At 71.8% G+C, this 25379-nt stretch carries 22 protein-coding genes and 1 other RNA gene; 17 read left to right on the top strand and 6 right to left on the bottom strand.

The features are described 5' to 3' along the window. The first annotated feature begins 4 nt into the window (after nt 1-4). Both sucB and FE374_RS09630 read left to right on the top strand, forming a co-directional pair. Nucleotides 5-1804, top strand: coding sequence for a 2-oxoglutarate dehydrogenase, E2 component, dihydrolipoamide succinyltransferase (gene sucB / locus FE374_RS09635; RefSeq protein ID WP_139928582.1), 1800 nt, complete (start codon nt 5-7; stop codon nt 1802-1804). A 75-nt stretch (nt 1805-1879) separates the two neighbouring features. Beyond that, the gene (locus FE374_RS09630; RefSeq protein WP_139928580.1) at nt 1880-2086 is read left to right on the top strand and encodes a helix-hairpin-helix domain-containing protein; all 207 of its coding nucleotides are present in this window, start codon (nt 1880-1882) and stop codon (nt 2084-2086) included. 46 nt (nt 2087-2132) lie between these two features. On the opposite strand, the gene FE374_RS09625 is transcribed toward FE374_RS09630, so the two are convergent. After that, complete coding sequence (locus FE374_RS09625) at nt 2133-3656, bottom strand: serine/threonine-protein kinase (protein WP_139928578.1); 1524 nt, start codon at nt 3654-3656, stop codon at nt 2133-2135. Nucleotides 3657-3754: 98 nt separating this feature from the next. Between FE374_RS09625 and lipB the strand changes: the two genes are divergently transcribed. From lipB to FE374_RS09605, 4 genes are all read left to right on the top strand, one after another. Continuing rightward, a complete protein-coding gene (gene lipB / locus FE374_RS09620) occupies nt 3755-4435 on the top strand; it encodes a lipoyl(octanoyl) transferase LipB (protein ID WP_139931506.1) in 681 nt (226 codons plus the stop codon). Nucleotides 4436-4551: 116 nt separating this feature from the next. Further along, a complete protein-coding gene (gene lipA / locus FE374_RS09615) occupies nt 4552-5547 on the top strand; it encodes a lipoyl synthase (RefSeq protein ID WP_139928576.1) in 996 nt (331 codons plus the stop codon). Between the two features lie 2 nt (nt 5548-5549). Continuing rightward, nucleotides 5550-6833 carry an MFS transporter gene (locus tag FE374_RS09610; protein ID WP_139928574.1) on the top strand — a complete coding sequence of 428 codons (1284 nt, stop codon included), beginning with the start codon at nt 5550-5552 and terminating at the stop codon, nt 6831-6833. A gap of 109 nt (nt 6834-6942) precedes the next feature. Continuing rightward, complete coding sequence (locus FE374_RS09605) at nt 6943-7668, top strand: DUF4191 domain-containing protein (protein ID WP_139928572.1); 726 nt, start codon at nt 6943-6945, stop codon at nt 7666-7668. A gap of 100 nt (nt 7669-7768) precedes the next feature. Here the strand turns inward: FE374_RS09605 and FE374_RS09600 are convergent, their stop codons facing one another. Next, the gene (locus tag FE374_RS09600; protein WP_168205652.1) at nt 7769-8131 is read right to left on the bottom strand and encodes an RDD family protein; all 363 of its coding nucleotides are present in this window, start codon (nt 8129-8131) and stop codon (nt 7769-7771) included. A gap of 176 nt (nt 8132-8307) precedes the next feature. Between FE374_RS09600 and glnA (FE374_RS09595) the strand changes: the two genes are divergently transcribed. The 5 genes from glnA (FE374_RS09595) (at nt 8308) to FE374_RS09575 (ending at nt 13923) form a co-directional block, all read left to right on the top strand. After that, on the top strand, nt 8308-9732 hold the full coding sequence (gene glnA, locus FE374_RS09595) for a type I glutamate--ammonia ligase (RefSeq protein WP_139928568.1): 1425 nt from the start codon (nt 8308-8310) through the stop codon (nt 9730-9732). A gap of 427 nt (nt 9733-10159) precedes the next feature. After that, nucleotides 10160-11077 carry an ABC transporter substrate-binding protein gene (locus tag FE374_RS09590; protein ID WP_139928566.1) on the top strand — a complete coding sequence of 306 codons (918 nt, stop codon included), beginning with the start codon at nt 10160-10162 and terminating at the stop codon, nt 11075-11077. Nucleotide 11078: 1 nt separating this feature from the next. Further along, nucleotides 11079-12053 (top strand): amino acid ABC transporter permease, encoded by a 975-nt coding sequence (locus FE374_RS09585; RefSeq protein WP_139928564.1) that lies wholly within the window; start codon nt 11079-11081, stop codon nt 12051-12053. 71 nt (nt 12054-12124) lie between these two features. After that, nucleotides 12125-12907 carry an amino acid ABC transporter ATP-binding protein gene (locus tag FE374_RS09580; protein ID WP_139931505.1) on the top strand — a complete coding sequence of 261 codons (783 nt, stop codon included), beginning with the start codon at nt 12125-12127 and terminating at the stop codon, nt 12905-12907. 110 nt (nt 12908-13017) lie between these two features. Beyond that, nucleotides 13018-13923, top strand: coding sequence for a DUF559 domain-containing protein (locus tag FE374_RS09575; RefSeq protein ID WP_139928562.1), 906 nt, complete (start codon nt 13018-13020; stop codon nt 13921-13923). An 87-nt stretch (nt 13924-14010) separates the two neighbouring features. Here the strand turns inward: FE374_RS09575 and FE374_RS09570 are convergent, their stop codons facing one another. Together FE374_RS09570 and glnA (FE374_RS09565) are read right to left on the bottom strand one after the other, a co-directional pair. Continuing rightward, nucleotides 14011-17064: a bifunctional [glutamine synthetase] adenylyltransferase/[glutamine synthetase]-adenylyl-L-tyrosine phosphorylase gene (locus tag FE374_RS09570; RefSeq protein WP_139928560.1), complete on the bottom strand. Its 3054-nt coding sequence runs from the start codon at nt 17062-17064 to the stop codon at nt 14011-14013. 25 nt (nt 17065-17089) lie between these two features. Further along, nucleotides 17090-18427, bottom strand: a complete 1338-nt coding sequence (glnA, locus tag FE374_RS09565; RefSeq protein WP_139928558.1) for a type I glutamate--ammonia ligase — start codon at nt 18425-18427, stop codon at nt 17090-17092. Nucleotides 18428-18648: 221 nt separating this feature from the next. On the opposite strand from glnA (FE374_RS09565), the gene FE374_RS09560 reads away from it, so the two are divergent. Both FE374_RS09560 and panB read left to right on the top strand, forming a co-directional pair. Next, nucleotides 18649-20367 (top strand): NAD+ synthase, encoded by a 1719-nt coding sequence (locus FE374_RS09560; RefSeq protein ID WP_139928556.1) that lies wholly within the window; start codon nt 18649-18651, stop codon nt 20365-20367. Nucleotides 20368-20443: 76 nt separating this feature from the next. Next, on the top strand, nt 20444-21343 hold the full coding sequence (gene panB / locus FE374_RS09555) for a 3-methyl-2-oxobutanoate hydroxymethyltransferase (protein ID WP_139931504.1): 900 nt from the start codon (nt 20444-20446) through the stop codon (nt 21341-21343). A gap of 61 nt (nt 21344-21404) precedes the next feature. On the opposite strand, the gene FE374_RS09550 is transcribed toward panB, so the two are convergent. After that, nucleotides 21405-21596 carry an SPOR domain-containing protein gene (locus FE374_RS09550; protein ID WP_139928554.1) on the bottom strand — a complete coding sequence of 64 codons (192 nt, stop codon included), beginning with the start codon at nt 21594-21596 and terminating at the stop codon, nt 21405-21407. A 76-nt stretch (nt 21597-21672) separates the two neighbouring features. Between FE374_RS09550 and map the strand changes: the two genes are divergently transcribed. From map to FE374_RS09535, 3 genes are all read left to right on the top strand, one after another. Further along, on the top strand, nt 21673-22560 hold the full coding sequence (gene map / locus FE374_RS09545; protein WP_139928552.1) for a type I methionyl aminopeptidase: 888 nt from the start codon (nt 21673-21675) through the stop codon (nt 22558-22560). A gap of 40 nt (nt 22561-22600) precedes the next feature. Then, nucleotides 22601-23356, top strand: coding sequence for a polyphosphate--glucose phosphotransferase (gene ppgK / locus FE374_RS09540; protein ID WP_139928550.1), 756 nt, complete (start codon nt 22601-22603; stop codon nt 23354-23356). 191 nt (nt 23357-23547) lie between these two features. Next, the gene (locus FE374_RS09535; protein WP_139928548.1) at nt 23548-23760 is read left to right on the top strand and encodes a PspC domain-containing protein; all 213 of its coding nucleotides are present in this window, start codon (nt 23548-23550) and stop codon (nt 23758-23760) included. Between the two features lie 57 nt (nt 23761-23817). Here FE374_RS09535 and rnpB read toward each other — a convergent pair. Continuing rightward, nucleotides 23818-24202: RNase P RNA component class A (rnpB, locus tag FE374_RS09530), an RNA gene on the bottom strand. Between the two features lie 197 nt (nt 24203-24399). On the opposite strand from rnpB, the gene FE374_RS09525 reads away from it, so the two are divergent. Further along, complete coding sequence (locus FE374_RS09525; protein ID WP_139928546.1) at nt 24400-25197, top strand: YaaA family protein; 798 nt, start codon at nt 24400-24402, stop codon at nt 25195-25197. Nucleotides 25198-25379 lie beyond the last annotated feature (182 nt).

The following is a 25379-nucleotide window of genomic DNA, read 5'->3' as shown; positions in this document are numbered from 1 at the left end:
GGACATGTCTGAGTCCGTGAAGATGCCCGCGCTGGGCGAGTCGGTCACCGAGGGCACCGTGACCCGGTGGCTGAAGGCCGTGGGCGAGTCGGTCGAGGTCGACGAGCCGCTGCTGGAGGTGTCCACCGACAAGGTGGACACCGAGGTGCCGTCGCCGGTCGCCGGCGTGGTGGAGAAGATCCTCGTCGAGGAGGACGAGACGGTCGAGGTCGGCGCCGAGCTCGTCGTCATCGGTGACGGCACCGGCGGCGGCGAGAGCGCCCCGGCCGAGGACAGCGCCCCGGCCGAGACGTCGCCGGCCGCTTCCGAGGCCCCCGCCGCCGAGGAGGTCGAGGCAGCCCAGCCCGTCTCTGCCGAGGCCGCGCCCGCCGAGGAGGCGAAGGCCCAGGCGACGCAGAACGCGCCCACCGGGGGCAGCGCACCGGCCGGTGAGGCCGTGAAGATGCCCGCGCTTGGTGAGTCCGTCACCGAGGGCACCGTCACCCGGTGGCTCAAGGCCGAGGGCGAGACGGTCGAGGTCGACGAGCCGCTGCTCGAGGTCTCCACCGACAAGGTCGACACCGAGGTGCCCTCCCCCGTGGCCGGCACCGTGCTGAAGATCCTTGTCCAGGAGGACGAGACGGTCGAGGTCGGCGCCGACCTGGTCATCGTCGGTCAGGCAGGCGCCGCAGCGCCCGCAGCCGAGGCACCGAAGGAGGCTCCGGCGGAGGCTCCGGCCCCGGAGGCGCCGAAGGCTGAGGCGCCCAAGGCCGAGGCACCGAAGGCTGAGGCGCCCAAGGCCGAGGCACCGAAGGCTGAAGCACCGAAGGCTGAAGCACCCAAGACCGCCCAGCCGGCCCGCGCGGAGGCCGCCCCGGCCGCCGCTGGCACCGCCTACATCACGCCGCTCGTACGCAAGCTCGCGGTGGAGAAGGGCATCGACCTCTCCTCCCTCACCGGCACCGGTGTGGGTGGCCGCATCCGCAAGCAGGACGTCGAGGCAGCGGCGGAGAAGGCCGCAGCCGAGAAGGCCGCAGCTCAGGCCGCACCTGCTGCCGCGCCGGCCGGCGCGCCCGCCAAGCAGCCCACCCAGGTCGAGGTCTCCCCGCTGCGCGGCACGACCGAGAAGATGTCCCGCCTGCGCAAGGTCATCGCTAAGCGCATGCGGGAGTCGCTGGACACCTCGACGCAGCTGACCTCGGTGATGGAGGTCGACGTCACCCGCGTGGCCACGCTCCGGGCTCGCGCCAAGAACGCTTTCCAGACGGCCGAGGGCACGAAGCTCACCTTCCTGCCCTTCTTCGTCAAGGCCGCGACGGAGGCGCTCAAGTCGCACCCGAAGCTCAACGCCACGATCGACGGCGACAACGTCATCTACCACGGCGCCGAGCACATGGGCATCGCGGTGGACACCCCCCGCGGGCTCCTGGTCCCGGTCATCAAGGACGCCGGCGACCTGACCATCGGCGGGATTGCCAAGAAGATCAACGACCTCGCCGCTCGCACGCGCGACAGCAAGGTCACGCCTGACGAGCTGTCCGGGTCGACCTTCACGATCACGAACACGGGCTCGGCGGGCCTGCTGATCGACACGCCGATCATCAACCAGCCCGAGGTCGCGATCATGGGCGTGGGCACCATCGTCAAGCGTCCGGCAGTTGTCAAGGACGCCGAGGGCAACGAGACCATCGGCATCCGCTCGATCATCTACCTGTCGCTGACGTACGACCACCGCCTGGTCGACGGCGCCGACGCCGGTCGGTTCCTCCAGACCGTCAAGGCACGGCTCGAGGAGGGCGCGTTCGAGGCCGAGGTCGGTCTCTGACGGTTCGGCATCTGGCTGGAGCCCCGCACCCTCGGTGCGGGGCTCCTGCCGTCCCCCGGCACATGGAGGAGGCCCGTGACGAACCCAGACGCGTCTGAGCTCACACCGCGCATCGGCAAGGTCGCGCGGCGGGAGCTCGCCCTGCGCGGGTACACCCGGTACCACCAGCTAACGACCGTCACCCCGCAGGAGCTGCTCCGCATCCACGGCGTGGGCCCCAAGGCGATCAGGATCCTTGCCGAGGAGCTCGAGACCCGAGGCCTAGGTTTCGCCGCCGCCTGAGGTCCGACGCCTGAGCATGCCGCAGGCCCTCTGGCGTCCGCGCGTCTCAGCCGACCTCCTCCCCCGCCTCGCACGGCCTCGCAGTCGCCACCCGCCACGGCGTGGGCCCCTCGAGGGTCAGAGCGACGCACCTTGGAGGCCGTGACGGCACCGCGACAACGCTGTCGGAGCGCGCGGCGTCGGTCCCGTCCTCGTTCCGAGCGAGTCGGTGGTGCACCCGCTGCCTCAGGATCACCTCGACCTCGGCAAGGGTGCCGCCGGCCGGGGCGCGGACCACGCGGACGTCGCCGACCTCGGTGCGCAGCCCCTCGAGGCGGACCCGGGCGCCCTGAAGACGGGCGAGGAGGTCAGCATCCGCGGCGGCGGCCCTCGAGCCCGGGACGGTCAACTCCCCAAGGGCATCGGCGTCGGCGGCCTCGAGGGCGGCGTCCCTGAGCCGGAGCAGATCGGCCACGACGACGGTCAGGTCCTCTTCGGGTGGGGTGCCGGTGCGGCCACCGATGTCGGTGCTCGTACCGGTACCGGTGGCCTCGGGCGGCAAGTCGGCACCGACGTCAACAACAATCGGTGACTTGAGCCTGGCGGGCGGCGTCCCGGGGACGGGAGTCGGCTCGGTATCCCCGGCCGGGAGCCCGGCCGGCCCACCGGGCCCGCCCCAGGCGACCGCTCCCCCACCGGCCGCCGCCAGGACCACCACGATCGACGCGGCCCACCACGCGCCTGGGCGCGCGTGTCGGCGCCGGGGGCGCCGCGCGACAGCCAGCTGGGTCGGCACCTGGTTCACGCCCGCGCGCAGCTGCGCCTGCGCGAGATCCGGCTGCGGCGGCAGGTGCACCGCCGTCGCCTCCGCCAATGACGGCGCCCGTGCCGCCAGGTCCCGTGCCCGTGGGCGGGCGGCCGGATCGTCAGCGAGGGCCGGGGCAAGCAGCTGGGCCACCTCGGGGTCGCCGTCGGTGGCCCACATCAGCAGCCGTGCCAACGCCCACACGTCCCCAGCCGCGCCAGGCGCCGCACCGCGGCGACGTTCGGGCGCCACGAAGCCGGGCGTGCCCCGCTCGTGGGCACCCTCCCCGGCGAGGTCCACAAGGACCGGCACGCCGCCGGGGGCGAGCAGCACGTTGGTCGGCGCCACGTCGGCGTGGATCACGCCCCGCTCGTGCAGGTGGCCCAGCGCTGCGCCCAGTGCCACCAGCAGAGTCGCCGCCTCGCCGGGCGGCAGCGGGCCACGGGCCGCACGCACGGTCGCCAGGCTGGGCCCGGTGACCACCTCGCTGACCACCGCGCACCGGCCGCCGTCGAGCCCGACGACGGTGTCGACCCGCGCCAGGTGCGGGTGCCGGCTCGCTCGAAGGTTGCCGAGCCGGCGCAGCTGCGCGGTACCCCGCGCACCCGACGCGAGCGGCAGGATCGACACGGCCACCGGCCGCCCCGACCCGTCCCGCGCCGACCACACCGCACCCGTCGCACCGAACCCCACCGGCGCGAGCAGCTCGTACCCCGGCACCACCGGGCCGCGGCCGGTGCCGGCCGAGCCCCCGGACCGGCCGCGACGCCGCTTGGTGATCGACATGCCGCCAGCCAAGCAGGCGAGGGCCGCCACGCGCTGCCGCTGGGCCCGCGCCTGTGGACAACACGGGCGGCGGGCTTAGCATCGCTCTCGTGCGAACGATGCGGGTGAGCCTGGGGACCGAGCTGATCGACTACCAGGAGGGCTGGGACCTCCAGCGCCGTATCCACGCCGAGGTGGTCGACGGAGCCGAGGACACGCTCATCCTGCTCGAGCACGCGGACGTCTACACCGCCGGCAAGCGCACGGCGTCGTGGGACCGGCCCACCGATGGCACCCCCGTCGTCGACGTCGACCGCGGCGGGCGCATCACCTGGCACGGGCCCGGGCAGCTCATCGCGTACCCCATCGTCCGGCTGCGTGCGCCGATCGACGTCGTCGCTTACGTCCGGGTGCTCGAGCAGGCGGTCATCGACCTCGCCGCGGGTTACGGCGTCGAGACCGTGCGGGTGCCCGGCCGCTCCGGCGTCTGGGTACCGGCGGACGCCCGCGGGGGCGAGCGCAAGCTCTGCGCGGTCGGCGTGCGTGTGGCGCGAGGGGTGACCATGCACGGCATCGCGATCAACGCCTCCTGCGACCTGGCCGCCTACGACCGCATCGTGCCGTGCGGCATCACCGACGCGGGCGTGACCTCACTGTCCGCCGAGACGGGGCGCACCGTGACCGTCACGGACATCGCCGACGCCACGGAGCAGCTGCTCCTGCGGGCGCTCGCGCAGGTCGCCCCCGGCCCCGGCCCGTCCGCTGACCGAGCCGCGGTGCCGGCGACGGCGACCGTCTGAGCAGCCCTCCGGTGTCCGCCGGCCGGGACTTCCGGGTGCATGTCGGAGGGTCGACGTAGGATCTGGGCGGAGCCGCCGGAACATGGCGGTCGTCGAGAGGGACGAGGTAGCCAGACGTGACCATCGCACCAGAGGGCCGGAAGATGCTGCGGATCGAGGCGCGCAACGCCGAGACCCCCATCGAGCGCAAGCCCGACTGGATCAAGACGAAGGCCGTCATGGGCCCTGAGTATCGCGAGCTCAAGCAGCTCGTCCACGGCAACGGGCTGCACACGGTGTGCGAGGAGGCGGGCTGCCCGAACATCTTCGAGTGCTGGGAGGACCGCGAGGCCACCTTCCTCATCGGGGGGTCGCAGTGCACCCGCCGGTGCGACTTCTGCCAGATCGACACCGGCAAGCCGTCCGCGCTGGACCGGATGGAACCGCGCAAGGTCGCCCTCTCCGTCCAGAAGATGGGCCTGAAGTACTCCACGATCACCGGCGTCGCCCGCGACGACCTGGAGGACGGCGGAGCCTGGCTCTACGCCGAGACCGTCCGGCAGATCCACGACCTGAACCCCGGCACCGGCGTCGAGCTGCTCATCCCCGACTTCGACGCCGACCCCGCCCAGCTCGCCGAGGTCTTCTCGTCCCGGCCAGAGGTGCTCGCGCACAACGTCGAGACCGTGCCGCGGATCTTCCGCCGCATCCGTCCCGGGTTCCGCTACCAGCGGTCCCTGAGCGTCATCACGTCCGCCGCCGAGGACGGGTTCGTCACCAAGTCCAACCTCATGCTCGGCATGGGTGAGACCTTCGACGAGGTCGTGGACGCGATGCAGATGCTGCGCGACGCCGGCTGCGACCTGCTCACCATCAACCAGTACCTGCGGCCCTCGGTCCGTCACCACCCCGTCGACCGGTGGGTCAGGCCCGAGGAGTTCGTCGAGCTCGCCGAGATCGGCGAGGAGATCGGCTTCCTCGGCGTCATGGCCGGCCCCATGGTGCGGTCCAGCTACCGCGCCGGCCGGCTGTGGGGGCAGGCGATGTCCCGCAAGGGCTTGCCCATCCCGGTCGAGCTCGCCCACCTCGCCGAGAAGCGCACCTCCCGGCAGGAAGCCGCGGCACTGGTCTAGGGGTGTCGCAGCTGCGAACCTTCCGCCAGTACGGCGCCCTGCCGCGGCTGCTCGGCTGGTCCTTCCTCGTCGTCGGCTTCCTCGGCCGGCTGCCCACCTCGATGGTGGTGCTCGGCGTGCTCACCCTGGTGGCCTCGGCAACCGGGTCCGTCGGTGACGCCGGTCTCGCCTCCGCGTCGCTCGCCCTGTCCACCGCCGTCTCCGGGCCGATCATCGGGCGGTGGACGGACCGTCGCGGGCAGCGCGTACCGCTTCTGATCCTCGCGCCGGTCAACGCGGCCGCGCTGGCTGCTCTCGTTGTCGCGGCGGGCGGCGGCGCGCCGCTGTCCGTCCTGTGCGTGCTGTGCGTCGCCGTGGGTGCCACGACCGTGCCGGTCGGGTCACTCGCCCGGGTGCGATGGTTGGCGCTCGGCGGCGGGCCACGGCAGAGCGGTGCGGCCCTGGGCTACGAGTCGATGGCCGACGAGATGGTGTTCGTGCTCGGTCCCGCCCTCGTCGGAGTGGCGGCCTCGCTCGGCACACCGGAGCTGCCCGTGCTCATCGCCGCCGTCCTGGTGCTGCTCTTTGTCACCGCGTTCGCGTTGCACCGCTCGGCGGCAGGGACCGCGAGGGAGCCCGAGCCCGTCCGCGCCTTGTCACCGGCCGCGACCCGGGCAAGCGGTGTCGCCGCCCCGGTGCGATCGGTGGTCACAGCCCACAAGGCGCCGTCGCTCGTCGCGGTGCTCAAGGCGGTGGCGCCCGCGCTCGCGGGCATGGCGTGCGTGGGCATGTTCTTCGGCGCCAGCCAGACGGCGGTCACGGCGTTCGCGACCGCCGCCGGGACGCCGGGCCGGGCCGGGTTGATCTACGCGGTCATGGGGGTGGGCTCGGCGGTGATGGCGCTCGCCGTCGTCGCCCTGCCCGACGTCGTCAGCCTCCGGCTCCGGCTGATGGTCTGCGGCGCCGGCATCGCCGGGATCTCCGCGGCCATGACGGCTGCCACATCGACCGCGGCGCTCACGGCCCTGGTCCTGGCCGTCGGCCTCCTGGTCGGTCCTGCCCTGGTGACGCTCTTCACAGCCGCGGGCCGGATTGCCCCGCCCGGCGGCACGGCGGTCGCCATGACGGCGATGGGCTCGGCCAACGTCGTAGGTGTGGCGGCGGCGGCCGCCCTGGCCGGGCACCTCGCTGACCTGTACGGCGCCCAGGCCGGTTTCGCCGTTGCCGCTGGCAGCGCTGCCGCTCTCGCCGTCGCCGCGGTGGCGGTGCGGGTGCCGCAGCGCCGGCTTGCCCCGGGCGATGTGTGACGGCGCCGCCGAGCCGGAGGCTGAGGCGCACCGCCAGGTGACGGCTGCGTGGCCGGAGTGACCGACGGCGCGCGGAAGGGCGCCCGTGGGCCCGGTATCCTTCGTGATCATGGCCCGCAAGAGCAAGAGCGACGTCGAGGGTTCCTCCGCCGCCCCCCAGGAGAAGAAGCGGCGGTGGTACCACAACATCGCCGACGCGTACCGGATGACCAAGCAGGTCAACCCCAACATCACGTGGATCCTCATCGGCGTCTTCGTGCTCGTCATGGGCATCGCGCTGGTCATCGGGTTCGCCTGGGGGCATCCGTGGTACATGACCTTCTTCGGGCTTCTCCTGGCCCTGATGCTCATGATGATCGTGCTCGCCCAGCAGACACGGAAGGCCGGATACGCTCAGATCGAGGGGCAGCCCGGGGCCGCCGGTGCGGCGCTCGGCCAGATCCGCCGGGGCTGGAACATCCAGGAACAGCCGGTCGCGGTGAACCCCCGCACGCAGGACCTGGTTTTCCGGATGGTGGGTCGTCCGGGCATCGTGCTCGTCTCCGAGGGACCCACCCACCGTGTTCAGCGCATGCTCGACGACGAACGCCGCAAGGTCGCGCGCGTGGCCCCGAACGTGCCAGTGCACCTGGTGCAGTGTGGCAACGAGGACGGGCAGGTCTCGCTGCCGAAGCTGGTCGGGCACGTGCAGAAGCTCAAGGGCAAGCTCACCCCGGCGGAGGTGGCCGCCGTCGCCAAGCGTCTGCAGGCGCTGGGCTCCGCCCGGATGCCGATCCCGAAGGGCGTGGACCCTATGCGCGCCCGTCCCGACCGCAAGGGCATGCGCGGTCGCTGAGACGCGCTCTCCCTGAACGCCGCGGCCCGGCAGCCAGATGGCTGCCGGGCCGCAGCGTTCGCGGTACCGCGGCGCTCGCGTACCCGGCGTTCGCGGTGGCTCAGCGGATCTTGCGGATGACCGTGCCCGCCCATATGTCGTGCAGGCCACGCCCGTCGGGGCCCCAGACCACCGCGGGGATGACGAGGCACACACCGACGGTGCGGATGAGCGCGCGCAGCGGACCGGCGAACCCACCGGCCAGGGTGCGCACCGCGAGCCCTGCGAGCACGTGGCCGATGGTCGCGCTCAGTGTCGACAGCATGAGCCAGGTCATGAGGGCGAAGATGCCCAGCGTCGCCATCGCGTCGAACTGGAAGAAGCCGGCGCTGATGGCGCTCGCGAGGGCCCAGTCGACGCAGAGGGCGAGGATCCGGCGGCTGAGGCTCGCCACCGTGGGGGTCGAGGTCGTCGTATCGGGCACCAGCCGAGCCTACCCAGCGCTCTGACGGCCCCCAGGCGGCGCTGTTCTTGTTGTGACGCAGGACTCGTAGGCCCGGGCGCGGCGTAACATCCCCGACACATTCGAGTGACACCCGGGAAACCACCTCCCGCTAGGTTCACTATCGGTTCAGAGTTCACCACCAGAGGGAGCAACGAATGTTTTCGACCGCCGAGGAGGCCATCGCCTTCACGAAGGAGCAGGACGTCAGGTTCGTCGACGTCAGGTTCTGCGACCTGCCGGGTGTCATGCAGCACTTCAACATCCCGGTCGAGGCCTTCAACGAAGACGCCTTCACGGACGGGCTGATGTTCGACGGCTCCTCGATCCGTGGCTTCCAGGCGATCCACGAGTCCGACATGAAGCTTGTGCCCGACGTGACGAGCGCCTTCGTGGACCCGTTCCGCAAGCAGAAGACCCTCGTCGTGAACTTCTCCATCGTCGACCCCTTCACCGACGAGTCGTACTCGCGCGACCCCCGGAACATCGCCGCCAAGGCCGAGGCGTACCTCAAGAGCACCGGCATCGCCGACACCGTGTACTTCGGTGCCGAGGCCGAGTTCTACATCTTCGACGACGTCCGGTTCCAGACCACTCAGCACTCCAGCTTCTACTACCTGGACTCGAAGGAGGCGGCCTGGAACACCGGCCGTGAGGAGGAGGGCGGCAACCTCGGCTACAAGACCCGGTACAAGGGCGGCTACTTCCCCGTCTCCCCCTCGGACCAGATGGCCGACCTGCGTGACGAGATGGTGACCGTGCTGCAGCAGGTCGGCCTGGACGTCGAGCGGGCGCACCACGAGGTCGGCACCGCCGGTCAGATGGAGATCAACTACCGCTTCGACACGCTGCGCGCGGCGGCTGACGACGTCATGAAGTTCAAGTACATCATCAAGAACGTGGCCTGGGAGGCGGGCAAGTCCGCCACCTTCATGCCCAAGCCGCTCTACGGTGACAACGGCTCCGGTATGCACTCCCACCAGTCCCTGTGGAAGGACGGCAAGCCGCTGTTCTTCGACGAGCGCGGCTACGGCGGGCTGTCCGACATGGCCCGTTGGTACATCGGCGGCCTGCTCAAGCACGCGCCGTCGCTCCTCGCGTTCACCAACCCGACCGTGAACTCCTTCCACCGCCTCGTGCCCGGATTCGAGGCCCCGGTCAACCTGGTGTACTCGGCCCGCAACCGCTCCGCGTGCATCCGGATCCCGGTCACCGGCACCTCCCCGAAGGCCAAGCGCATCGAGTTCCGGGTGCCGGACCCGTCGTCCAACCCGTACCTGGCGTTCGCGGCGATGCTCATGGCCGGCCTCGACGGCATCCGGAACCGCATCGAACCGCCCGAGCCGATCGACAAGGACCTCTACGAGCTGCCGCCCGAGGAGCACGCCAAGATCGATCAGGTCCCCGACTCGCTGCCCGCCGTGCTGGAGGCCCTCGAGGCCGATCACGACTACCTCACTGAGGGCGACGTGTTCACCCCGGACCTCATCTCGACGTGGATCGACTACAAGCGCACCAACGAGATCGACCCGCTGCGCCTGCGGCCGCACCCGCACGAGTTCGAGCTGTACTACGACCTGTGATCCTGCGCGGGCCCAGGCCCGTGTGAAGTCGTCGAGATCGGCGGCTGACCTCGTGGGACATCTTGCGTCTCCGCGTGTCAGCCGCCGTTCTTGTTTGCCCGTTCAGGTGGCCCGGTGCGCTCACCCTCAACCATCCGTGTGGGACGACGACATCCCAGCCGGACATGCTCCGGCACCGCCGTTCTGATCATCCGCCGATCCCTCCGGAAGCCCCCGGACAGGACCGTGGCTCTGCGTCGCCCCGCTCGACGTCGCTCGGGTGTGGAGCGGCAACGGGCGGGCACGCGTCACGCCAACTCTTGCTGGGCGTCCGCACATGGGACGCGCGACCCATGTGCGGCACCCCACACCGTGGATGAATAGTCATGCATTAATCCGGATATACCATGAGTGGGTTCACAGAGCTTCCCTCCCGAAAGGCTTCGACATGCGTCGCCTGCCCACCCTCACCCTCCTCGCCGTCGCCGGGGCACTGACCCTGAGCGCGTGCACGAACGCGGCTGAGGCGGGCACCGACGACGCCACCACCGCCGCCGGCACCCCCGCGGAGCCCTCCTACGACGTCTCCGCGATCGAGAAGGTCGACGAGATAGCGGCTCTGCTCCCCGCCGACTTCGACGGCAAGCTCTCGATCGGGGACAACCTGCAGTACGCCCCGGCCGAGTTCTTCGGCGGCCCGGACGGCCAGACCCCCACCGGTTACGACGTCGACCTGGCCAAGGCGCTCGGGCGGGTCCTCGGCGCCGAGGTCGAGATCAGCCACGCCGAGTTTGCCTCGATCATCCCGGCCATCGGCACGCAGTACGACGCCGGCATCGCCTCGTTCTCGATCAACCCCGAGCGGATTGAGCAGGTCGACATGATCGCCTACCTCTCCGCGGGCTCCACGTTCTCGGTCAAGGCCGGTAACCCCGAAGGCCTCGACCCTGCCGACCTGTGCGGCACCACCATGGGCGTGCAGACCGGCACGGTCCAGGACGAGACGGTCGACGGCCTCTCCGAAGACTGCGTGGCCGCCGGCAAGGAGCCGATCGAGATCCTGCGGTACGGCTCCCAGGCGGACGTCACCACCAACGTGGTGGGCGGCAAGGTCGACGTCATGTACGCCGACTCCCCCGTAGGCCAGTACGCCGCCGTGCAGACCGGGGGCCAGGTGGAGCAGCTCGGTGACGTCACGGACGCGGCCCCGCAGGGCATTGCCGTCGCCAAGGACGACCCGGAGATGACGGCCGCCCTCCAGGCCGCGATGCAGCACCTCATGGACGAGGGCATTTGGGCGGACGTCCTCGACGCCTGGGGTGTCACCGGCGCGCTCGAGACCGCCGAGCTGAACCCCACCGTCTGAGATGGCCACCGACCACACCCGGGGCGTGACGGGAGCAGCACCCGAGCTCATCCGCGCCCGCCCGGTACCGCGCCCCGGGCGGGTGGTCTCCGCCGCCGTCGTCGCCGTGCTCACGGCGATGGCGATCAACGCGCTGGTCACCAACCCGAACTTCCGGTGGGACGTCGTGTGGCTGTACCTGCGCGACGTCACGGTCGTTCGCGGAGTGGGCTGGACGCTGCTGCTCACCGTGGCGTCGATGGCGATCGCCATCGTGCTGGCCCTTGCGCTGGCGATCATGCGCCGCTCGGACAACCCGGTGATGCGCTGGGTGTCCTGGTTCTACATCTGGTTCTTCCGCGGCACGCCGATCTTCACCCAGCTGACGTTCTGGGGCTTGCTCGGCGTGCTGTACCCCCGCCTGAGCCTGGGCGTGCCGTTCGGGCCCGAGCTCGTCGTCTTCGACACCAACGACGTCTTCAACGCCGCTTACGCCGCGATCGTGGGCCTGGCGCTCAACGAGGCCGCCTACCTGGCCGAGATCTTCCGGTCCGGGCTCGGCGGCGTGGACGCCGGGCAGGCCCAGGCTGCTCGGGCGCTGGGCTTGAAGGAGTCGACGATCCTGCGGCGCATCGTCCTGCCGCAGGCGATGCGCGTGATCGTCCCGCCCACCGGCAACGAGACGATCTCCATGCTCAAGACCACCTCGCTCGTCCTGGCGATCCCGTTCACTCTCGAGCTGACCTTCGCCACGAACGCGGTGGGCAACCGCCTGTTCCTGCCCATCCCGCTGCTCATGGTCGCCGCGATCTGGTACCTCGCCATCACCTCGGTGCTCATGGTGGGCCAGCACTACCTCGAGCGGTACTACGGCCGCGGCTTCCAGAGCGCCGGCGCGCCCCGTGGCAGCCGTGGTCGGGCGCTTGGCCGCAAACAGCGGGCCATCCTCGCCGCCGGCACCACGAAGGACGACCCGTTCCTGGAGTACACCCCATGACCGACGCCCCCATCCCCGACGGCCACGCGGCAGACACCCCCACGGGCGCCGCCCCTGTGGCCGGAACACCGATGGTCCAGATCGACGGCGTCCACAAGTTCTTCGGCGAGCTGCACGTCCTGCGCGGCGTCGACCTGGAGGTGCCCGCCGGCTCGGTCTGCGTCGTCGTCGGCCCGTCCGGCTCAGGTAAGTCCACCCTGCTGCGGTGCGTCAACCAGCTCGAGGAGATCGACGCCGGCCGCATCCGGGTGGACGGCGAGCTCATGGGCTACCGCACGCAGACCCGCGGCGGCACGCAGACCCGCGGCGGCGCACCGGAGCTGTACCGGCTGCACCCGAAGCAGATCGCGCGGCAGCGCTCACGCATCGGGATGGTCTTCCAGCGCTTCCACCTCTTCCCGCACATGACGGCCCTGGAGAACGTCATGGAGGCGCCGGTGCAGGTCAAGGGCGTGACCAAGACGGCCGCCCGGTCACGCGCCACCGAGCTGCTTGACCGGGTGGGGCTGGCCGACCGGGCCGGGCACTACCCCGCACAGCTGTCGGGCGGGCAGCAGCAGCGGGTGGCGATCGCCCGCGCGCTCGCCATGGACCCCGAGCTCATGCTCTTCGACGAGCCGACCTCGGCGCTGGACCCCGAGCTGGTCGGGGAGGTGCTCGCCGTCATGCAGGATCTCGCCGCCTCGGGGATGACGATGATGGTCGTGACCCACGAGATCGGCTTTGCCCGCGAAGTGGGCGACCAGCTGGTGTTCATGGACGAGGGGACGATCGTCGAGCAGGGGCGCCCGGCCGATGTGCTCGACCATCCCACCCAGACGCGCACCCAGGAGTTCCTGTCGAAGGTGCTGTGACCCCGATGCCCACAACCAGATTGCCAGTCTGGCTGTTGAGTGAGGGCCGGCGGGCGGCGGTGTCCACAGGGCCGCCAGGGCCTCGCCGCTGATCCAGGCACGCTGATTCTGTGGACATCCACGCGCTCGAGCTCGCGGAGACCCAGCTTCGACGGCGTCAGGTCGCTGGGATCTTCACTGCGCGCATGGCTATGCAGTCAGGTTTCACCCGTGGCGCCGTACGGCACCGGTTGGCGAAGGGCTGGTGGAAGGCGGTCGTGGGTGACGGCATCGCCGACGCCAATCTGGAGATCGACGTGCGCCGGCGGGTGGTCGCGGCCCGCTTGACCTACCCACACGCCGTGGTGATCAGGCGCACCGCCGCGATGCTCCACGGTTTCCCGGTGGAGGACGACGGCACGACCCACATCCACCTCGGGTCCGGCCGGAGAGACCGTTCGGGTCTGTCAGTGCATGACGTCCGGCTGGAACGCTCCGACGTCACCGACCTCGAGGGCATCGCCGTGACCTCGCGACGGCGCACCGTCTTGGACTGCCTCATGCGTCTTGACTTGCAGGAGGCCGAGCGGTTGCTCGCCTGGGTCGTCACACGCGAGCTCGTCGCGCCCAGCGCGCTGCTGGAGGCTGCGGAACGCTGCACCGGACGCCCCCACGGCGTACAGCTGGCACGGCTGGCGCAGATGGCCGCTGTGGGAGCGGTCAATGGAGGCGAGCTCGCCTTGCACGAACTCTTGCGCACAGCACGGATATCCGGGTGGTCGGGTGACCAGAAGATCTACCAGCACGGACGCATCATCGCTCGTGTGGACGTCCTCTTTCACGAAGAGAAGTTGGTCCTTGAGCTGGATGGTGAACGGTTCCACGACCCGGCGGTAGACCGCGCCCGTGACCTCGCGCTAGGCAACCTGGGCTACACCGTCCTGCGGTTCACGTGGTCCGACGTCACCGAACGTCCGTTGTTTGTCGTCCGTGCCGTCGTCGACGCCTTGGAACGATCCCGCGGTGTTCGTCGGTAGTTGCCCAGGGAGGCAGTCGTTTCAGGCAGCAGCCAGAATGCCAGTCTGGTCGCAGCCAGAATGCCAGTCTGGTCGCTGGGGTGAGGCTCAGCCGTAGAAGAGGTCCTCGACCACCGCACGGGACCGGCGGGCGGCGCGTAGGTAGCCCTCTTCCAGGTCCAGCCGCCCGCCCGAACCGTGGCCGAGGATGCGGGCCACCACCTCGAGCTCGACCGACTCGTGCGGCAGCACGTCGATCCGCTGCCCCGTGGTCCGGCCGGTGCCCAGCACGATGGCGTTGCGGATCCGCGACGCCAGCGACCAGGCCTCCGCCAGGCGGGCGGCCTCCTCCGCCGGCACCAGGCCCGCCGCCTCCAGGGCGCGCAACGCCGGCAAGGTCGCGGGCGTGCGCAGCTCGGGCACCGCGCCGGCGTGCCGCAGCTGGAGCAGCTGGACCGTCCACTCCACATCGCTCAACCCGCCGGGGCCGAGCTTGAGGTGCCGGGTGGGTGGCACCCCGCGCGGCATCCGCTCGGACTCCACCCGGGCCTTGATGCGACGCAGCTCGCGCAGCGCCGCCCCGCCCAGACCACCTTCGGGGTAGCGCAGCGGGTCGACCAGCTCGACGAACTGCGCCGCGAGGCCCTCGTCCCCCGCCACCGGCCGTGCCCGTAGCAACGCCTGCCGCTCCCAGGGTTCGACCCACCGCCCGTAGTACTCCGCGTAGGACCCCAGGGTGCGGATCATCGGCCCGTTGCGCCCCTCGGGGCGCAGCCCGGCGTCGACCGGCAGCGGCGGTTCCGGCCCGGTCTCGCCCAGCAGGGACCGCACCTTCGAGGCCACGGACACCGCCGCACGAGAGGCGACCTCGAGGTCGGCGCCCGGGAGGGGGTCGTGCACGAACAGCACGTCGGCGTCGGAGGCATAGCTCATCTCCGCCCCGCCCAGCCGGCCCATGGCGACCACGAGATAGCGCGACGGCGGTGCACCCAGGCCCGCCTCCGCCGTCGCCTCGGCAACGGCCACCCGCAGCGCGCCCTGCAGGGCCACGTCCGCCGCGGTGGTGACGATCCCCGCGGACCGGTCGAAGCCGCCTGCGACGAGCACCTCGCCGAGGGCGGCGCGCAGCAGCTCACGACGACGCAGGTACCGGGCCACCATCACCCCGGCAACAGGCTGGTCTCGGCGGCCCTGCAACGCGATGAGCTCACCGGCCAGAGCCGCCTCACCGCGGGGGGCGAGCTCGGCGCTGTCGTCGAGCCAGGCGACCGCCTCGGGCAGCCGGGCGAGGGCCTCGGCCGCGTACCGGCTGGTGGAGAGCACCTGCGCGAGCCGCTGGGCCGCGACGCCGGAGTCGCGCAACAGCTTGAGGTACCAGTGGGTGGTGCCCATGGTCTCGGAGAGCTTGCGGAAGGACAGCAGCCCGGAGTCGGGCTCCGGCCCGGCCGCGAACCAGCCCAGCATGACCGGCAGCAGCTGGCGCTGGATGGCCGCGCGCCGCGACAGGCCCTCGGTCAGCGCCGCGATGTGCCGCAGCGCACCATCGGGGTCGTGGTAGCCGATGGCCCGCAGCCGTGCGTGGGCGGCGTCAGGTGTCAGGGCGACATCCTCGGCGCTGAGCCGCGCGGTCAGCGGCAGCAGCGGTCGGTAGAAGATCTCCTCGTGCAGGTGGCGCACTTCCCGGCGCACCTGCCGCCACCGCGCCTCGAGGCTCTCGGCGCCGTCCACGCCATCGGTGCGCATGGCGCGGCCCAGCCGGCGCAGGTCCGCCTCCGCGGACGGGACCACGTGGGACCGGCGCAGCCGGTACAGCTGGATGCGGTGCTCGAGGACGCGCAGGAACCGGTAGTGGTGGGACAGCTCCGCGGCGTGGTCACGCGAGACGTACCCGCCCGCGGCGAGCTGCGCGAGGCCTTCGAGGGTGGTGCCGGACCGGATCGAGGAGTCGGTGCGGCCGTGGACCAGCTGGAGCAGCTGGACCGTGAACTCCACGTCGCGCAGCCCGCCCTTGCCGAGCTTGAGCTGCCGGTCGGCGTCGGCGGCGGGGACGTGGTCCTCGACCCGCCGGCGCATCGCCTGGGCCTCCTCGACGAAGTGCTCGCGCTCGACGGCGCGCCACACGAAGTCCTCCAACGCATCCCGGTAGGCCGCGCCCAGGTCCCGATCACCCGCCACCGGGCGGGCCTTGACCAGCGCCTGAAACTCCCACCCCTTGGCCCACCGCTCGTAGTACGCCACGTGAGAGTCGACCGTGCGCACCAGCGGGCCGTCCTTGCCCTCGGGCCGCAGGTTCGCGTCCAGCGGCCACAGCGCCGGCTCGGTGCCGACCGCGGAGCACGCCCTGGCGAGCTGGGTCGCGAGCCTCGCGCCGACGGCGAGCGCCTCGTCCTCGGGCAGGTCCGACCCCGGTGCCGGCTCGCAGACGTAGATGACATCGACGTCGGAGATGTAGTTGAGCTCGCGCCCCCCGGCCTTGCCCATGCCGATGACGGCCAGGCGCACGTCGCGGGCCCCGCCCGGCTGGTCCGCGCGCACGACGGCGAGCGCGGCGTCCAGGGCACCGCCGACGATGTCCGCGATCGCGGCGGCCACGCGCGGCAGGTCCGCCAGGGGGTCCGCGCTGGTGACGTCCGCCGCGGCGATCTCGAGCAGGCGGCGGCGGTAGGTGCGGCGCAGGGTGGCCACACCGTCCTCACCCGTGAGGGTGGCCACCGGGACCGGGGCGTCCGGGTCCGCCCCGACCGCCTGCAGGGCGCGGGCGCGCTCGTCGTCGGGCGTAAGGTCCAGGACCGTGTCCTCGCCGGCGTGGTCGTGCAGCAGCGCGGCGTCGCCGGGGTGGGCGACGAGCATGTCCCCCAGCGCCGAGGACGCCCCCAGCACGGCGAGGAGACGACGGCGGTGCGGGCCGTCGCAGGTCAGCACCGCCTCCACGGGCCCGGCGAGGGCGTGCTCCTGGGCCGACTCGACCAGGCGCAGCACGGCGAGCAGGGCCTGGTCGGGGTCGGCGGTCTCGCTCAGCGCCTCCGGCAGCGGCGCCCCGGCGGCCTCGGCCGCCGCGACGACCTCGGCGACGGCGGGGTCGGCGAGCAGCCGTTCGGCGCGTGGGGCGTCGGTGAAGCCCAGCCGCCGCAGCCGGCTCGTGCGGGTGACCTCCCGTACCATCACACCTCCCCGGCGCGGCCGGTGCTCACAGGGCCGGGATGAACCGCCGCAGCTCGAACGGGGTGACCTGGCTGCGGTACTCCTGCCACTCGGTGAGCTTGTTGCGCACGAAGTACCCGAAGGTCTCCTCCCCCAGGGTCTCCGCGACGAGGTCCGAGCCCTCCATGATCTGCACCGCCTCGTGCAAGGAGTTCGGCAGCTCCTGGATGCCCAGCGCCCTGCGCTCGGACCGGTTCATGGCGAAGACGTCCTCCGAGGCGCCCTCGGGCAGCTCGTAGCCCTCCTCGATGCCCTTCAGGCCCGCGGACAGCAGGACGGCGAACGCGAGGTAGGGGTTTGCGGCGGAGTCCAGCCCGCGGTACTCGATGCGCGCCGAGCCGCCCTTCTCGGGCTTGTACAGCGGTACCCGCACGAGTGCGGAACGGTTGTTGTGGCCCCAGCAGACGTAGCTGGGTGCCTCGTCGCCGCCCCACAGCCGCTTGTAGGAGTTGACGAACTGGTTGGTCACCGCGGTGATCTCGGCGGCGTGACGCAGCAGGCCGGCGATGAACTTCCGCGCGGTGTCCGAGAGCTGGTACTCCCCCGCCGGGTCGTAGAAGGCGTTGCGGTCGCCCTCGAACAGCGAGAGGTGGGTGTGCATCCCGGAGCCGGGTTCGTCGGCCAGCGGCTTGGGCATGAACGTGGCCATGACGTTCTGCTGCAGCGCCACCTCCTTGACCACGGCGCGGAAGGTCTGGATGTTGTCCGCCATGCTCAGCGCGTCGGCGTAGCGCAGGTCGATCTCGTTCTGGCCGGGCCCGGCCTCGTGGTGGGAGAACTCCACCGAGATGCCCATGGACTCCAGCGTGGTGATGGAGTCGCGGCGGAAGTCGTGCGCGCTGCCCCGGGCCACGTGGTCGAAGTACCCGGCCGTGTCGATGGGGATGAGCGGGTCGTCCGGGTGCTGGGTGCGCTGGAAGAGGTAGAACTCGATCTCGGGGTGGGTGTAGAAGGTGAAGCCGGCGTCCGCCGCCCGGGCCAGGGTCCGCTTGAGCACGTTGCGGGGGTCGGACCGGGCGGGCTCGCCCATCGGGGTGAGCACGTCGCAGAACATGCGGGCGACGGAGTTCTCCTCGCCACGCCACGGCAGGATCTGGAAGGTCGCGGGGTCCGGGCGGACCAGCATGTCGGCCTCGTACACCCGGGTGAGGCCCTCGATCGCAGAGCCGTCGAACCCGATGCCCTCGGCGAAGGCCGCCTCGAGCTCGGCCGGGGCGATCGCGACCGACTTCAGGGTGCCCAGCACGTCCGTGAACCACAGCCGGATGAACCGGACGTCGCGCTCCTCGATCGTGCGGAGCACGTACTCCTGCTGCTTGTCCATCAACCACTCCTGGGTGCGCACGGGGGCCGGTCGGTCCGAAGGCCGGGCCGGTGTGGGCGCGGCACGGGCCGCCCGGGTCCCATCATGGCGCACGGGGCCGTCCCCGGTCCGCCAGCCGCACGGTGTCGGCTCGAAGTCGGGGTGCCGGCGCCGTCGGCGGGAACCCGTTCGCGCTTCGGGGCCGTCGGCAGTCGCGGCCGGACCGCAATAGGGTGAGCGCCATGTCTGCCCTGCGCATCGCTCTCGCCCAGGTCAACGCCGCGGTGGGCGACCTGGAGGCCAACGCCGCGGCCGTGCGCACCGCCGCCGCCCGCGCTGCCGAGGCGGGGGCCGCCGTCGTCCTGCTGCCGGAGATGGTGCTCACCGGCTACCCGGTGGAGGACCTCGCGCTGCGCGGCTCATTCCAGCGCGCCGCCGCCGCGCGGCTCACCCAGCTGGCCGCCGAGCTGGCCGCGGACGGGCTGTGCAACCTGCACGTGGTGGTCGGCACCCTGGGCACGGCGACGGATGGGCGGCCCACCAACACGGCCGCCGTGCTGCACGACGGCGCGGTGGGGCCGGTCTACACCAAGCACCATCTGCCCAACTACGGCGTCTTCGACGAGTACCGGATCTTCGCCCCCGGCACCGGCCCGGTGGTCCTGGAGGTGGGCGGCCACCGTCTCGGCCTGGCGATCTGCGAGGACATCTGGGTCGACGGCGGACCCGTCGCCGAGCTCGCCGGCGCCGGCCTGGACGCCCTGCTGGTCCTCAACGGCTCCCCCTACGAGTACGGCAAGGGCGCGGTGCGCCGCCGCCTGGCGCGCGAGCGGGCCACCCGGCTCGGCTGTCCGGTGGCCTACGTCAACCTCGTCGGCGGCCAGGACGACCTCGTCTTCGACGGGCACTCCTTCGTCGTCGACGCCGCAGGCGACCTCGTCGCCGCCGCCCGCGGTTTCGAGGAGGACCAGCTCCTCGTCGAGCTCCCCAGCGACGGCAGCGCGCCCGTGACGCCGGCGGGGTACGCCCTCCCGCGCGAACGCGACGACATCGAGCAGATGTACGCCGCCGTCGTGCTCGGGCTGCGCGACTACGTGCGCAAGAACGGCTTCACCAAGGTGGTCCTCGGCCTGTCCGGCGGTATCGACTCGGCACTGGTGGCCGCCGTCGCCGCCGACGCCATCGGCGGGGCGAACGTGGTCGGGGTGTCGATGCCGTCGCGGTACTCCTCCGACCACTCCCGGGGGGACGCCGCCGACCTCGCCGCCCGCATCGGCCTGGACTACCGCGTGCAGCCGATCGCGCCGATGGTCGACGCCTTCGAGGACGCCCTGCACCTGACGGGGGTGCCCGCCGAGAACCTCCAGGCCCGCATGCGGGGGGTCATCCTCATGGCCGTCTCCAACGCCGAGGGGCCGCTGGTGCTGGCCACCGGCAACAAGAGCGAGCTGGCGGTGGGGTACTCGACCATCTACGGCGACGCCGTCGGCGGGTTCGCCCCCATCAAGGACGTGCTCAAGACCCGCGTGTGGGCGCTCGCCCGGTGGCGCAACGAGGCGGCGGACGCGGCGGGCGAGACGCCGCCGATCCCGTGGTCCTCCATCGAGAAGCCGCCCTCGGCCGAGCTGCGGCCCGGCCAGCAGGACTCCGACTCGCTGCCGGAGTACGAGCTGCTCGACGACGTCCTGGAGGGTTACGTCGACCGCAGCCTCGGGCGCGGCGAGCTGCTCGCGTCGGGTTTCGACGCCGACACCGTCGAGCTGGTCCTCACCCTCGTCGACCGTGCCGAGTGGAAGCGCCGGCAGTACCCGCTCGGCCCGAAGGTCACCGCGATGGCGTTCGGCCGCGATCGGCGCCTGCCCGTGAGCACCCGGTGGCGCGAGCACGCCGCCGCTGTCGCAGCCGGCTCGGATCCGTCGACCGCCGACGGCGTACAGCCTCGCCCGGCCGGTGCCCCGTGACCGGGGGGCGCTCCGGCGCTCAGGTCGCAGCCCACATTCGTCCCGCCGCACCCGTCCTAGCCTGGAGAACGTGCCGATGACCGAGAACCCGAACTTCGCCGAGAGCACCCGCCCTGGTGGGCCGGCCACCCCGCCCGGAGGCCCCGGCGGCACTGCCCCTGGTGGCGTGCCGGTGCCCAAGCGGGTCCGCGTCCACCACCTGCGCCAGGCCAAGGAGCGCGGCGAACCGCTGACCATGCTCACCGCGTACGACGGGGTGAGCGCCCGGATCTTCGACGAGGCCGGCATCGACATGCTGCTCATCGGAGATTCCATCGGCAACGCCATGCACGGCCACGAGACCACCATCCCGGTCACGGTCGAGGAGATGCTGCCCGCGGTGCGAGCGGTCTCGCTGGCGGCCCGCCGCGCCCTGGTGGTGGCGGACCTACCTTTCGGCTCCTACGAGGGCTCCCCCCAGCAGTGCCTGGCCACGGCGGTGCGCATGGTCAAGGAGGGCGGCGCGCACGCCGTGAAGTTCGAGGGCGGGGCGCACCTGGCCCAGCACGTCCAGCTGCTGACCCGCTCGGGGATCCCCGTGGTGGGGCATCTCGGGTTCACCCCGCAGGCGGAGAACATCCTCGGCGGCAAACGCGTCCAGGGGCGGGGCAACGAGGCTGCCGAGCACCTGGTCGCCGACGCCATGGCGCTCGCCGAGGCCGGTGCGGTCGCTGTCGTCCTGGAGATGATCCCCGCCCCCGTGGCTGATCGCATCACCGAGGTGGTCCCCATCCCGACCATCGGCATCGGCGCCGGGCCCGGCTGCGACGGCCAGGTGCTGGTGTGGATCGACATGGCGGGCATGGCGTCCTGGTCCCCGCGGTTCGCCAGGCGCTTCGGCGAGGTCGGCGCCGAGCTCTACCGGGCGGCGCGCGAGTACGGCACGGCCGTGCGGGAGCGCACGTTCCCGGGGCCCGAGGAGACGTTCGAGCAGTAGGCGCGTGGGGCCGGCACCGAACCCGGCGTCCTGTCGACGGCGCCGCGGCGCCCCGCCGGCCCTACTCCTCGGTGTCTTCCTCCCACGCCGCGTCTGCGGCGTCCCATTTCTCGTTGCGCTCCTCCGCCTGCCGCAGCGCCGCCCGCGCGGCCTCCGGCGTCGGGTAGGGGCCCATGCGGTTGGTGGCGCCGTGCACCTTTCCCTCCTCGACCTCCCCGGTAGCGAGGTTGTAGTAGAACTCTCGACCAGCCATCGCCGGCTCCTCCTTCCGCGGCCTGTGCGGCCCGACCGGATCGTCCCACGTTCCGGGCGGTCCGTAGACTCGCCCCATGCCTGACACCACCATGCTCGCCGACCGCGCCCCGCGGGGCACCCTGACCAAGGGCGTCGTCTCCCCGATGCGCCCGGTCCCCGCCTCCATCCCCCGGCCCGAGTACGTGGGGCGCACCGGGCCCGAGCGGATCACCGCCTCGGAAGTGAAGACGCCGGAGACGATCGAGCGGATCCGCCAAGCGTCGAAGATTGCCGCACAGGCCATGGCCGAGGTCGGCAAGCACGTGGCGCCCGGGGTGACCACGGACGAGCTGGACGCCGTCGGGCACGAGTTCCTGGTGGACCACGGCGCCTACCCGTCCACGCTTGGGTACATGGGGTTCACCAAGTCGCTGTGCACCTCGGTCAACGAGGTCATCTGCCACGGCATCCCCGACACCACGGTCCTTGCCGACGGCGACATCCTCAACGTCGACATCACCGCCTACGTCGACGGCGTGCACGGTGACCTCAACGCGATGTTCCTGGTCGGGGACGTGGACGAGGAGTCCCGGCTGCTGGTCGAGCGCACCAAGACCGCGATGGAGCGCGGCATCAAGGCCGTCAAGCCGGGCCGCGAGGTCAACGTCATCGGCCGGGTCATCGAGGCCTACGCCAGGCGGTTCGACTACGGGGTGGTCCGGGACTTCACCGGGCACGGGGTGGGCGAGGCCTTCCACTCGGGCCTGATCATCCCGCACTACGACTCCGCGCCGCGCTACGACGACATCATCGAGCCCGGCATGGTGTTCACGATCGAACCCATGCTCACCCTGGGCACCATCGAGTGGGACCAGTGGGACGACGGGTGGACCGTGCTGACGAAGGACCGCTCGCGCACCGCTCAGTGGGAGCACACCCTCGTCGTGACCGAGGACGGCGCCGAGGTCCTCACCCTGCCTTGATCGAAACTGATCCTGCCCGGATCACCACCGGAGGTTGAGCGTGAACGAGCAGATCGGTTTCGGCATCGACATCGGCGGCTCCGGGATCAAGGGCGCCCCCGTGGACCTGGCCACCGGCGTGCTGACGGCGGAACGGGTGCGCATCCCCACCCCGAGCCCGTCCACCCCGACGGCGGTGGCCGCCACCGTCGCCGAGCTGGTGGCGGCCTTCGACCTGCCCGCCGGCGCCTCGGTGGGCCTGACGTTTCCGGCGCCCATCAAGCACGGCCTCGTGCCGTTCATCGCGAACCTGCACCGGTCCTGGAAGGGCGTCGACGTGCCGGCGCTCATGAATGAGGCGACCGGACGCCGGGTGACCGCGGTGAACGACGCCGACGCCGCCGGCGTCGCCGAGGTCGCCTACGGCGCCGCGAAGGGGGTGCCGGGCGTGGTGCTGCTGACGACCCTCGGGACCGGGATCGGTTCCGCCCTGGTCGTCGACGGTCACCTCGTGCCCAACACGGAGCTCGGCCACCTCGAGATCGACGGGCACGAGGCGGAGCACCGGGCCTCGTCGGCCGCCAAGGAGACCGAGGGGCTGAGCTGGTCGGACTGGGCCGCACGCCTCCAGCGGTTCTACGAGGTCGTGGAGATGCTGTTCTCCCCCGACCTGCTCGTCGTGGGCGGCGGCGTCAGCAAGAAGCACGCGAAGTTCCTGCCACTGTTGCGCACCAAGGCCCCGATCGTTCCGGCCGTGCTGAGGAACACGGCCGGGATCGTCGGCGCTGCCCGCCTTGCCGCGGGTGGTGCCACCTGACCGATGACGTCGGCATCGGGTCGTGCCGCGCGCCCTGCCCTGCGCACGCCGTCGGACATGCGGCCGCGCAGGCCGGGACGCCCTGGCCGGTGATCAGGGGCTGAACCAGGGACGTCCCTGATGCGGCGGATCACCGCAGTGCGCGACCGTAGTGGAGTCATCGCACCACCGCTACGAGAAGGGCCGATCCAGTGACCGACGTCCGTACCAACTTCCGCCGTCAGGGGCTCGTGCGCCCCCGCGACACGCGGGTCATCGCCGGCGTCTGCGCCGGCCTGGGGCGCCGGTTCGGCCTGGGGCCCTGGGTGACCCGACTGCTCTTCGTCCTGCTGCTCATGGTTCTGCCAGGCAGCCAGTTCATCGTCTACTTCATCCTCTGGGTGCTCATGCCCAACGAGTACTGACCCCGCCTCGTGCGCAGCCGTCCTCGGATGGCTGCGCACGCCGTTGCCCGACGTGGGCGGATGAGTCGGCCGGTACGCCGGGTTCTGTCCCGCGGAGCCGTTACCGGCGCCGCGGTGGCGGCCATCCATCTACGACGTACGTTGCCGCACGCCTCCAGCGACCTACCCACAGGCTCGGGCGGGCCGCCCTCGAACGCCTGCTGTCTGGTCTTGCTCCGGGTGGGGTTTACCTAGCCGCGACGGTCACCCGCCGCGCTGGTGGTCTCTTACACCACCGTTTCACCCTTACCGCGGTGCCGAGGCACCGTGGCGGTCTGCTTTCTGTGGCACTTTCCCGCGGGTCACCCCGGGTGGGCGTTACCCACCACCCTGCCCTACGGAGCCCGGACGTTCCTCGGCGCCCCGGCCGGAGCCGGGACGACGCGACCGCCTGGCCGACTCATCCGCGCCCGCAGTCTACCGGCCACCGTCGGCGGGTGGGTGCCGACCGGTCCCGGTGGCCGGGTGACCTGCTGCCCGCGGCCACAGCGGCCACGCCTCTCGGCCACGCCACGCGTCCAGGGGCCACGCTCCCCAGGGTTGAGTCCACCGGCCGGGCACCGTCCGAAGTCGGGAGCGGCGCGGCGTTACCATCCACCGGTGCTCCTGCTCCTGCCGCCCTCCGAGGGCAAGACCCCGCCGGCGACGGGTGCACCGGTCGACCTGGCCGCCCTGAGCGCGCCGGCGCTGACCGGTGCCCGTGAGCTCGTGCTCGGCGCCGTCGAGCAGGTCTCCGCACGACCCGACGCGCCCGCGATCCTGGGCGTCGGAGCCAAGGTCGCAGACGAGGTGGGCCACAACCTTGTCCTCCGCACGGCGCCGGCGGCGCCCGCCGCAGCCGTGTACACCGGGGTGCTCTACGCCGCCGCCGGGCTGCGCGCGCTTCGCGGTAGTTCCGCCCGCCGCGCCCGCGAGAGCGTGCGCATCTTCTCCGGGCTGTGGGGCGTGCTCACGCCCGCCGACGCCGTCCCCGCCTACCGGCTGTCCATGGGCGTGGACCTCCCGGGAGCCGGGAAGCTGGCGGCGTTCTGGCGCTCGCGACTCGGGGACGCCCTCGACGAGCAGGCCACGGGTAACGTCGTCGTGGACTGCCGCTCCGCCACGTACGCCACGGCCTGGCGACCTCCCGCGGGGGCCGAGCACGTCGTCGTCCAGGTGGTGCGGGAGCAGGACGGCCGCCGTCAGGTGGTCTCGCACAACGCCAAGCACGCCCGTGGAGTCCTCACCCACCATCTGCTCACCCGTGGCGGGCGCGCCCCGCGCACGGCCGAGGACCTGGCCGGAGCGGCGGAGGAGTTGACCCGCACAGCAGGCCAGGAGGCGGGCGCCGTCCATGCCGTGGAGCTGGGCCCGGCCGTGCGGGGGCCCCGGACTCTCACGCTGGTCGAGCGCTCCTGACCGGACCGGTGCCGGTACACCATCCCGCCGGCACGTCCCGCGGCATGTTTGCCCCCGCTCGGCCTGGTGTGGCAGGTCACCGCGCCGCGACCCCAGGATGACGGTTTCGTCCGAATCGCCCCGCATAGAATGTTTGTCTCACCACAAAAGCACAGGAGGGTAGATGTCCGCAGTCGCGGCTC

Source organism: Georgenia yuyongxinii (assembly GCF_006352065.1).
In the GTDB taxonomy this organism is placed as follows: domain Bacteria; phylum Actinomycetota; class Actinomycetes; order Actinomycetales; family Actinomycetaceae; genus Georgenia; species Georgenia yuyongxinii.
This window is presented reverse-complemented; position numbering and strand designations above follow the sequence as displayed.

Bases quoted from the DNA above. Each gene is read 5' to 3' on its own strand.
- sucB (WP_139928582.1), top strand. From the start codon at position 5: ATGTCTGAGTCCGTGAAGATGCCCGCGCTGGGCGAGTCGGTCACCGAG.
- FE374_RS09625 (WP_139928578.1), bottom strand. From the start codon at position 3,656: ATGTCGATCACCAAGCGGCGTCGCGGCCGGTCCGGGGGCTCGGCCGGC.
- lipB (WP_139931506.1), top strand. From the start codon at position 3,755: ATGCGGGTGAGCCTGGGGACCGAGCTGATCGACTACCAGGAGGGCTGG.
- FE374_RS09605 (WP_139928572.1), top strand. From the start codon at position 6,943: ATGGCCCGCAAGAGCAAGAGCGACGTCGAGGGTTCCTCCGCCGCCCCC.
- glnA (WP_139928568.1), top strand. From the start codon at position 8,308: ATGTTTTCGACCGCCGAGGAGGCCATCGCCTTCACGAAGGAGCAGGAC.
- FE374_RS09590 (WP_139928566.1), top strand. From the start codon at position 10,160: ATGCGTCGCCTGCCCACCCTCACCCTCCTCGCCGTCGCCGGGGCACTG.
- FE374_RS09585 (WP_139928564.1), top strand. From the start codon at position 11,079: ATGGCCACCGACCACACCCGGGGCGTGACGGGAGCAGCACCCGAGCTC.
- FE374_RS09580 (WP_139931505.1), top strand. From the start codon at position 12,125: ATGGTCCAGATCGACGGCGTCCACAAGTTCTTCGGCGAGCTGCACGTC.
- FE374_RS09570 (WP_139928560.1), bottom strand. From the start codon at position 17,064: ATGGTACGGGAGGTCACCCGCACGAGCCGGCTGCGGCGGCTGGGCTTC.
- glnA (WP_139928558.1), bottom strand. From the start codon at position 18,427: ATGGACAAGCAGCAGGAGTACGTGCTCCGCACGATCGAGGAGCGCGAC.
- FE374_RS09560 (WP_139928556.1), top strand. From the start codon at position 18,649: ATGTCTGCCCTGCGCATCGCTCTCGCCCAGGTCAACGCCGCGGTGGGC.
- panB (WP_139931504.1), top strand. From the start codon at position 20,444: ATGACCGAGAACCCGAACTTCGCCGAGAGCACCCGCCCTGGTGGGCCG.
- FE374_RS09550 (WP_139928554.1), bottom strand. From the start codon at position 21,596: ATGGCTGGTCGAGAGTTCTACTACAACCTCGCTACCGGGGAGGTCGAG.
- map (WP_139928552.1), top strand. From the start codon at position 21,673: ATGCCTGACACCACCATGCTCGCCGACCGCGCCCCGCGGGGCACCCTG.